The sequence below is a fragment of the Mycobacterium sp. genome, from assembly GCF_040509115.1.
GTDB lineage: Bacteria > Actinomycetota > Actinomycetes > Mycobacteriales > Mycobacteriaceae > Mycobacterium.
Genome location: NZ_JBEVLO010000143.1, coordinates 43,940 through 53,606, shown reverse-complemented (window position 1 = coordinate 53,606; position 9,667 = coordinate 43,940). Strand labels below are relative to the sequence as shown.

The 9,667-nt window shown below is 64.5% G+C and carries 7 protein-coding genes; all 7 read left to right on the top strand.

Annotated features, from left to right (window positions below; genetic code table 11):
• Window positions 1–106 precede the first annotated feature (106 nt).
• Window positions 107–1,810, top strand: a complete 1,704-nt coding sequence (locus tag ABW137_RS10905) for a tripartite tricarboxylate transporter permease (RefSeq protein ID WP_526399729.1) — start codon at window positions 107–109, stop codon at window positions 1,808–1,810.
• Window positions 1,811–1,867: 57 nt separating this feature from the next.
• The gene (locus ABW137_RS10900) at window positions 1,868–3,037 is read left to right on the top strand and encodes a mandelate racemase/muconate lactonizing enzyme family protein (protein ID WP_526399727.1); all 1,170 of its coding nucleotides are present in this window, start codon (window positions 1,868–1,870) and stop codon (window positions 3,035–3,037) included.
• 278 nt (window positions 3,038–3,315) lie between these two features.
• Window positions 3,316–4,323 (top strand): hypothetical protein, encoded by a 1,008-nt coding sequence (locus ABW137_RS10895; protein ID WP_526399725.1) that lies wholly within the window; start codon window positions 3,316–3,318, stop codon window positions 4,321–4,323.
• A gap of 36 nt (window positions 4,324–4,359) precedes the next feature.
• The gene (locus tag ABW137_RS10890; RefSeq protein WP_526399724.1) at window positions 4,360–6,438 is read left to right on the top strand and encodes a phage tail sheath C-terminal domain-containing protein; all 2,079 of its coding nucleotides are present in this window, start codon (window positions 4,360–4,362) and stop codon (window positions 6,436–6,438) included.
• Between the two features lie 25 nt (window positions 6,439–6,463).
• Window positions 6,464–6,940, top strand: a complete 477-nt coding sequence (locus ABW137_RS10885) for a phage tail protein (protein ID WP_526399722.1) — start codon at window positions 6,464–6,466, stop codon at window positions 6,938–6,940.
• A gap of 10 nt (window positions 6,941–6,950) precedes the next feature.
• Window positions 6,951–7,766, top strand: coding sequence for a T4 family baseplate hub assembly chaperone (locus ABW137_RS10880; protein ID WP_526399720.1), 816 nt, complete (start codon window positions 6,951–6,953; stop codon window positions 7,764–7,766).
• Window positions 7,767–7,957: 191 nt separating this feature from the next.
• Window positions 7,958–9,667, top strand: coding sequence for a hypothetical protein (locus ABW137_RS10875; protein WP_526399718.1), 1,710 nt, complete (start codon window positions 7,958–7,960; stop codon window positions 9,665–9,667).

The window sequence follows — 9,667 nt, the reverse complement described above, 5'->3', positions numbered from 1 at the left end:
CAGGTGCCCTTGGACTTCGGATATCTCGGAAGCTTCTTACCGCCGCTATGACCGCACTCATCCGCTGTCCGGTCCAACCCTCACACCTGGAGATTGACGGATCCCGATGGACTTGCTGACACACATTCTCACCGGTTTCGGTGACGCGTTCACCCCCACCAATCTGCTCTATTGCTTCATCGGCGTCATCATGGGCACGCTGGTCGGAATTCTGCCAGGGCTCGGCCCAGCAACTGCCATCGCGCTACTCTTGCCGTTGACGCTTGGGCTCGATCCGCTGCCCGCCCTGATCATGCTGGCCGGCATTTATTACGGCAGCATGCATGGCGGAATCATCACGGCGGTGCTCATCGCGACGCCCGGTGAGTCGTCGGCGGTAGTAACCGTGCTCGACGGTCACACCCTCGCCCGAATGGGGAGGGCGGGCCCGGTTTTGGCCATGAGCGCGCTTGCCAGCTTTCTCGCAGGGACGCTGACCATTCCGTTCGTGATGATCTTCGTGTCCGTGCTCGGCACCTTCAGCCTCAGGTTCGGCCCGCCCGAGATCTCTGTGATCATCCTGCTCGGCCTCGTGGGCGTCGTTGGTTTCGTCGGCAAGAACAGGTTCAAGGGCTTTGCGATGGCAGCAGCGGGATTGCTGATCGCCGCGGTCGGCCTCGACACCGGAACTGGTATACCGCGCTTCACGTTTGGCATCACCGAGATGTTTGGCGGGGTGGACTTCCTGTATGCCGTCATCGGTCTATTCGCGCTCGGCGAAGTCTTGCATTCCATTGGTGTGGGCCAACCCAATCCCATCCGCACCAGACTGCGCGAAATGATCATCACGCGTGATGACTGGCGGCATTCAAGAATGCCGATTCTGCGCGGCGGCTTCCTTGGACTCTTCCTCGGCATGATGCCCGGGGCAGGGGCCACGGTGTCGTCGTTCCTGTCATACGACATGGAGCGACGGATTGGTGCCAGGAAGGGGCGAGTCCTGGGGACTGGTGTCATCGAGGGTGTCTGCGGGCCGCAAGCGGCGGACAACGCGGCGGTAAACGGCTCGTTCGTACCCACGTTGTCGCTGGGCATTCCCGGTTCCGCCGCCACCGCAATCGTCTTGGGCGGCATGCTGTTGCACGGGATACAACCGGGACCGCTGCTGATGACGACTGAACCGCGTTTGGTGTGGGGACTGTTGGCGTCCTTCTACATCGGCAACCTGATGTTGGTGCTGATCAACGTCCCGCTGGCCCCGCTCTTTGCGTCCATCCTGCGCGTGAAGTATGCGTTTCTGTACCCCGCGGTAGTCGTGCTGTGCTTCATCGGAGCGTTCTCCGTCGACAACCACATGACTGGTGTATGGCTGGCGTTCATCTTTGGAATCGTTGGATGGTTCGCGGTTCGGTACGACTACCCGCTAGCGCCGATGATCCTTGGGATCATCCTGGGCGGTCCGTTCGAGCGATCAATCGTGCAGAGCGCCGAAATCGGACGGGGCAGTATGGCGATCTATCTCGATCACCCGATCGCTCTGACACTACTTGCAATCGTGGCCGCCATGGTGATCCTTCCGCCCGTCATCTCGCGACTACGGCGCAGTGCCGGTAAGCCGCCCATCACTGATCTCTCAGCTCCGCTTGAATCCCTTGCGGCACAGAAGCCAATGCCAGAGGCGACTCTGGCGGACGTCGACGCGACCGAAGCACACGAACCCGGCGCGGACATCAACGACGCACCGTCCAACCCGACTGCCACGTCGCGCGGTGATACGGAGAAAGGAGAACGGGCCCCCTTGATTGCCAAGGGGCGCAGTGGAAAGAACTGAGCGCCCGGCGGAGAACTAGTAGCAAACATCAAGCAATGCGCGTAGAGGGAGACAACTTTGAAGATCACACAAATTGACACACACATCGTGTCGGTACCGCTGGCCACGCCGTGGGAGATGGGCATCGGTACGGCCTATCGTCGCGACGAACTCATTGTCGTCGTCCACACCGACGAGGGATTGACCGGGTACGGTTCGTCCTATCACGCCCACGCCGCCCAGGCGGTCAAGGGTGTCATCGACCACAAGGTCGCGCCCGTCGCTCTGGGTGAGAATCCACTTGCAATTCAGAGTGTTTGGGAGAAGTGCTTCTACAGCTCGGTCTATGTCGGCTCGGCTGGTGTCCAAGCGCTGGCCGGCATCGACATTGCTCTGTGGGACATACTCGGCAAGTATTCCGGACAATCGGTCGCCACCTTGCTGGGCGGGGGCGGCGTAGAAAAGATGGCCGCTTACGTCGGCTGCATGAGCATGGGGCACAAGCCGCTACCCGACCTGCAAGCCGAAGCCAAGGGCTATGCCGAAGAAGGCTACAAGGCGATCAAGGTGCGTGGCGGGGCCGGGTTCAGGGCGGACGTCGAAGCCATGAGTGCGGTACGCGACGCCGTCGGTCCAGACGTTGATCTCATGATCGACTTCAATGCTCGCTACAGCTGGCCCGAAGCCGTCAGGCTGTCAAAGAAGCTGCAGGAGTTCGACACGTTCTGGATCGAGGACCCGTTCGACTTCACCATCACCAATCACCACGATGACGTGGGCCGGTTGCGCAATATGGGCCTCTCGCCGCTGTCCTCCGGAGGGAACGTCTACAGTCGTTTCGACTACCGCAATCTGCTTGAGCGTGGTGGCGTTGACTACATCACCCCGGACGTGGTGAAATCCGGCGGTATCTCGGAAACACTGAAGATCGCTTACATGGCCAGCGCCAATGAGACAGTAGTGGCATTGCACACTCTCAACGGCCTCGGCCAATTGGCCAATGTCCATCTGGCCGCGGCGATCCCCGCGCACGTCCGCGGTTACGTCGAGTGGGACCCGACCTCTCCCAACGAACTGCGGGACGAAATGCTGACCAATCCGGTCAGGGTTGAAAAGGGCGATCTGTTCGTTCCCACTGGGCCCGGCTTGGGTACCGATCTCAACATGGACTTCGTGAAGGAGTTCGAGCTCAAGGAGGGCGGCGTGGAGATCGCGGGCAAACCGCGTGGCCGTTATTGGAACAGCTAGACCCTGGAGGCGAGACACCCGGTCCGGCGCGCGGTCCATCGGGCGCGTGCCGGACTGGTGTCCCGCGCATCATCGCGCGTTACTCGGTGCGACTGGACGCACGTCGGCCCTACGTGAGACGCCACCCGCCCGACGGGGCATCGACATCGCGCGCGAAGCGCCCCGTGTGTCGGGTCTGGACCGAATGCAGTCGCTCAGATCCGACGGTGACGCGGGTGTGACGCCGGAGCTGCGACCGTCTGCGCCATGGAACGATCCACCCGCAGACCCATCGGCCGATGACCGCCCGGGTTCTCGACGCGATGGACGATGTCACCGCGTGGGTTGCGCACGCACCAGACGGCGTGACGCCGTCGGAGGAACTGTCGATCGCGACGGACCACACGACCGCCGGATGGGGCGCCGACGGGGTCAGCGTTGTCGTGACCGCGAGCTCCCTGGCGAGTGACCACCGGCTGCAGCGCGATCTGAGCAACGTCGACCTCTCCGGGTTCACGGAACTTCGGATCTCGGTCAACGTCGATGCCCCCCGAGCCGGATTCCTGCTGGAGATCCGCCTCGCGTCGGACGACTTGGGCTTCGACGACGCCGCCAATACCTGGCATCGGTGGATCCCAGCCGGACCGGCGCGGGGCTGGACCCTGCTGACCGTCGGCATCGACGACGTGCCAACGCAGATTGCCCGCGCCGCCACCGGCATTCGACTACGTTGCCTCGCAGGTGATTTCCGTCTTCATCTCGACGACCTCGTCGCGGTGCGACCGCAGCCTCTGGTCGACGCGGATGCGGCGATGCTAGATCTGCTACGCGGTGTCGAAGTCAACGGTACTCCCGCCCTGTCCGCGATCCGCGTTCCGGCTCAGCCGGTCCCGGTGGCTCCCGCAATCGACATCGAGCAGTTCGACATCCGGTACGCCGCTCACCGCCTAGTAGGCACGCCGGTTCGCTGTGACTACACGTCCGACGGTTACCGGGAGTGCCGCGCCGGGCTTCCATTCGATCTCGACTACGCGTTGCGCCCCATTAGTCTCGACCGCGCATCGCAGGCCGAGTTGTTCGAGGCGGTGTTGGCGCGCGTGCCCGGCGACGGGGAACTGGTGATCAATGGCGACCGCGCGCCCATTCAACTGATCACGATGTCCGGGACCGATCGCATCGGGGGCGTGGTGGGCGACGCCCCGACCCTGGTGTACCGGGTGGGAGTGCGCTCGCCAGCGGTTCGGAGCCAACGCGTCGTCCGTGTCGACCACATCGACGTGGGCGTCGACCTGCGGGACGCATCATGACCGGACAGTGTATTGACGTGAATCAAGGAGGCGGACATGGGATTTGATATCGGGGTCAACGTCGTCGAGGTCGATGGTGCGACAGCGCCGTCGATCACCGGCGCAGCGGTGTCGGTCGGCGGCTTCTGCATATCGACCGAGCGGGGGGTGCCGAACCAGCCGACCCGTCTGACCAGCTACACGCAGTTCGCGCAGCGATTCGGCGGGTTCCGCGCCGGTAGCTTCGGCGCCTACCTGGTGAAGGGATTCTTCGACAACGGCGGGCAGACCGCCTACGTCAATCGGGTCGTCGACTCGTCCGCCGACACCGCGAAACTGGGGCTCAAGTCGGGCCCCCGCAACGCCGACCCGGTGGTCTTGCAGATCGAGGGTGGCTACCGCGGCCAACCCGACCCCGGCAAGTGGGCCGAGCAACTATTCGTCAAACTCGCATACAGCGCGGCGGCGACCAGCGGCCTAGCCGAGGACAAGGCAGCCGTCATCGTCGGCAAGACGATTGCCGAGCCGGTCAACATGGCGGCACTGCCGACACTTCAACTGGAAGTCGACGGCACCCCGCTCGACGTCACGTTTCAACTGACCGACTTCGGTGACGTCAACAAGGCGACCCGGCAAGAGATCAAGAATGCCATCAACAGTCGCACGCACCTGATCGTCGCCGACATCGACACGGACAAACTGACACTCACCTCCACCGGCGAGCAGGCCGGTCAGGGCGGGGGGTTCACCAGCTTGAAGGTGACCACCGCAAACGACACACTCGGTTTCGCGACCAGCGGTGCCGATCCGGTGCTCGGGACCTTGACGCCGTTTGCCAAGGGCCGCGCCACGCTGGCGAGCGCCGCGAAGTTCACCGCGGGCGACCTGGTCGAAATCAGCGACGGCAGCGCCAAGGCCACCGTCAAGCTGACCGCCGTCGACGCGAACAGCGGCGTGGTGTCGTGGACACCAGACGTCTCCAACGCCTCGACGTTCGACGCGCGCAAGACCACCGTCGCCACGACGCAATTCAACGTGCTGATCGCCAAGGGGAAGGGCGACGACGACCACGTCGTCGAGACTCACGTGGGCCTGTCGATGCTGCCCGATCTGGCGAACTTTGCCGAACATGCCGTCAACGACCCGCTCAGCGGGTCGCGCTTCGTCCGCGTCGCCGTGACAGCCGGTCAGAGCCTGCGACCCGTGGAAACCGATTGGACGCCCCTTCAAGGCGGCGCGGAGGGTGCACTCACCGCCGCGGACTACATCGGCGACGAGGCGGCGCGAACCGGCCTTTCGGCCTTCGACCCGTTCGCCATCCAGCTGCTGGCCTGCGAGCGCACCGACACGTCGGTCGCCAAGGCCGCGCTCGGGTACTGCGAGAGGCGGGGCGACGCCGTGTTCATCGGGTCGGTTCCTGCCCAATCTGTGGCGGGTGGCCAGGCGGTCGGTTACGGACAGAAGCTCCAGACCGCGAAATCCTATGGTGCGCTATACGGCCCGTGGATAGTCGTGCCCGATCCCAATGGACTCGGCGACAACCCGATGCTGACCATTCCACCTGTGGGCCACGTCATGGGTGTGTACGCGCGCACCGAAACCACCCGCGGCATCTGGAAGGCGCCCGCGGGCGATGAAGCCAACCTGCGTGGAGTGCTCGACGTCGAGACCAGACTGTCAGACGCCGACCACACCGATCTGGTGGTCAACGGCTCGGTCAACGGCATCCGCGCGGTGCCCCGAGCGGGCATCGTCGTCGATGCGTCCAGGACGCTGAGCACCGACCCGCGCTGGCGGTACGTCAACGTGCGCCTGCTGTTCAACTACGTGAAGTCCAGTCTTCGTGACGGCCTTCGGTGGGCGCGTCAGGAACCGAACCGCGAATCTCTCTGGACCTCGGTCAAATACACCACCATTCAGCCGTTCCTCTTGGGTCTGTGGCGGCAAGGGGCGTTTGGGACCGGTACCCCGGAGCAGACCTTCACGGTGGTCATCGACGCCACCAACAACCCTCCCGACCAGGTCGAGCAGGGTCTGTTGACCTGCGAGGTCTACTTCTACCCGAGCAGGCCCGCGGAGACCATCGTCATCAAGGTCGGGCAGCAAGCCAGCGGCGCAACCAGCAGCGACGCCTAATCCACCTCTCATACAAGGAGTTTCGATGCCAGTAGTCGGTGATTTCTCAGAAGGTTACCGGGCCAGCGAGTTCATCATGGAGGTCGAGGGAACATGGAGCCCACAGTTGAGCAAGGTCTCCGGGCTCAGTGAAGGTGAGGTCGAGACCATCGAGCAGCCCGACGGGTTGACCGGGCACGTGTACCGGTTGTCCTCGTCGAAGGTGAAGTTCGAGCCGCTGACCGTCGAGAGACGGGTCGACGGCAGTCAGGACGACATCAAGTTTCGGCAATGGTTCCGCGACACGTTCGACCTCAACACCGCAAAGCAGGGTGGCTCGTCGAAGCGACGCAACGGCGCAATCATCAAGAACCACAACGGCGAAGAGGTCGGGCGGTTCCTGTTCTGGCACGCCTGGGTGAAGTCGTCGAAGTTCAGCGACCTAGAAGCAGGGTCGACCAACCTGATGGTGCAGACCATCGTACTCGAGCACGAGGGGCTCGAGTGGAGCCCGAAGAGCTAAGGAGCACAACATGACAGCACTGGAGATGACACCGTTGTCCGAGCACCGGACCGCGCCGAACGCCGGCACACGGGGCGCCGAGGTCCGGTTGCCCGTCGGCTACTGCGACGACCACGGTCAGATGCATCGGACCGTGACGTTGCGGAAGATGACCGGCCGCGACGAGGCCCTGCTCGCCGATCCCGCCAACCAGCGCAACGGCGGACGGATGGTCACCGCCCTGCTCGCCAGTTGCATCGTCCGGCTTGGAGATCTGCAGGGCTTCGGCCGCCGCGAGATCGACAAGATGTACTCGGTCGACCGCAATTATCTGCTGATCAAGCTCCGATCGCTGACCTTTGGGCCGGAGCTGGCCGCCAACTACTCCTGCTCCGCGTGTGGGGAGCGCTTCTCGACGACTGAAAACCTCGACGAACTGCCCACCACCATGCTTCCCGATGGTGAACTGCCCGAGCACATCTCGGTTCAGCTGCGGGATGGCTACCTGGACACCGACGGCTCGGTGCACGACACGATGACACTGCGCCTCGCGCGTGGTGACGACGAGTCCGCCGCCGCGCCGCAGATGCGCAAGAACGCCTCGCTCGGCAAGAACGCGCTTCTCGCCAGATGCCTGATCCGGCTCGGCGACATGCTGGAACACCGCACCGAGGCGCTGGGCACCAAGATCTTCGCCGACCTGACCCTCGGTGACCGGCGGCTCATCGACCGGGCCTTCAACGATGCCGCGCCAGGTATCGATCTTGTTCGCGAACTCGACTGCCCCGCGTGCGGAAACGAGATCCGCGCCAGTTTGGACATGACCAATTTTTTAGCTCCGGAGTAAGCCTCGCTCAACTGCAGCGGGAGGTGTTCTTCCTTGCATACCACCTGCATTGGTCCCACACGGAGCTGATGGACATGGCCGTCGGGGAACGCCACGAGTTCGTTCGGCTGCTCGCCGAACAGATCGATCAGGAGAATGCCCGGATCGAAGCCGCGCAGAGCCGATGACCCACCATGAAGGGAGGACACCCGATGCCGATCGCGTTGCTGCTCCAGAAGCCCTTCGCCACACTGCCGACGCTGCTCGCTGCGGCGAAGGGACTCACGCCGTGGGTGGAGGTCCTCGGCGTGGAGGCGGTGCTCTTCGCCAGGGCCCGCGGCGCGTTCATGATCCGGTGGTTCGGCACGTCGGTTCCGCGCGACGGATCCTACGTGCGGATCGCGATCGCAAACCGGGCTGAGCTCGACAACCGTCTTGCCGAGATACTCGGGCAGGGGTCGCGCACCGCGGGCGCAGCTTCGATCACCGGCCCCGTAACGGCGTTGGCGGGCATGGTCGTCGGCACACTGCTCAGCCCCGTCGGCCAGGTGGCCGGGATCATGCTGCTGCTCAGGTTCACCGGCTTCGGTGTGGCCACCCTGACGGAGGCGCTGGGCTATCTGGTCGTGATGGCCGCGCTGGTGGGGTTCGGCCCCGTCGCCGTCGTCGGGGTCCTAGCGGCCATCGGACTGGTCGGCGCCGCAGGCCTACTGCTGTTCCTGGCGAGCACCGTCGAGGGCGTCCTCGAGTTCGCGGCGTCCGCCGCCGGTGCGATGAACGCCCTGACCGAACTGATCGGCCAAGTGCTCGGGCCGCGTACGGAGGTGGTCAACCCCCTTCTGAAAGCCGTCCTGGTGCTGGGTGATCGACTTGGGGCGCTGGCCGTGCAGGTGCTCGGCGCCATGGCCTTCGTCATCGATCAGGTGGCGCCGCGCCTTCCGATGATCGCGAAGACCCTTGCAGCGATGCGGCAGAGCGTGTCCACCGCCACCGACGCACTCGGTGCGATCATCGCCGAGCTGCGTGACGATCGCGACCGCTTCACCAGCGGCGACTGGGCATTGGGCCCCTTCCTTGCACGGTTCGCGTCCGTTGCCGGCGAGGTCGTCGCGACGGTCGTCACCACGATCCTCGACGCCGTCGAATTCGCGAAACTCACCATCATCCGCGGGTACGACGAGCTCAGCGTCGCGCTCGAGATCCATCAGGGCGACAACGAGCGGCTACTCGGTCGAATGTTCATGGAGCACCCCACGGTCAAGGCGATTCTGGCGCTGACCGCGGCGCTGGAGTCGAAGGCCGAAAAGGGTCCCAAACCTCCCGGCCTTCTCGACCGGTTGTTGCCCAAGGTGACGCTGCCCGACACGGGCGCGATCCTCAAACATCTCGCCGTGCCCGCACCCGCGACACCGAGTTGGCCTGCCATCCAACAGGCGGGACTCAATCCCCGACCCGTACCACTGACGGCCAACATCCCTGCCCGAATCATGTTGGGGCTCAGCGCGCGCGCCGCGGTCGCCGACATGGCGCGGCGGCCAAGCATCTTCGCCGAGCAGCACGCCCAGGAGAGGAAGGCGCTCGGCGAGAACCGTGCCGCCCTCACATCGCTGGCCTACCGGCTGTCGGACCTGGTCAACGGTTTCCTCACGCCCGCGCTGTGGGAACGGATGGCCCCCGCCCTCGACGGTGCCGTCGACGGATTCGTCGAAGTCGTCTACGGCAAGGGCGCCGCACCGGCACGGCCGGACCGCCACCTGCCCGTCCGGCGGCCAGACGAGCCAGTGCCAGTCCGTCCGGTCATCGGAACCCTGCGACTGCGTGCGCCCGGTCGCACCGCCGAGGAATCGCGGGCGCTCTACGACCGACTCCTGACGCGGCTGAACTCGCAGACCTACGCGGTCCCGGCAACAGGGGGGAGATGA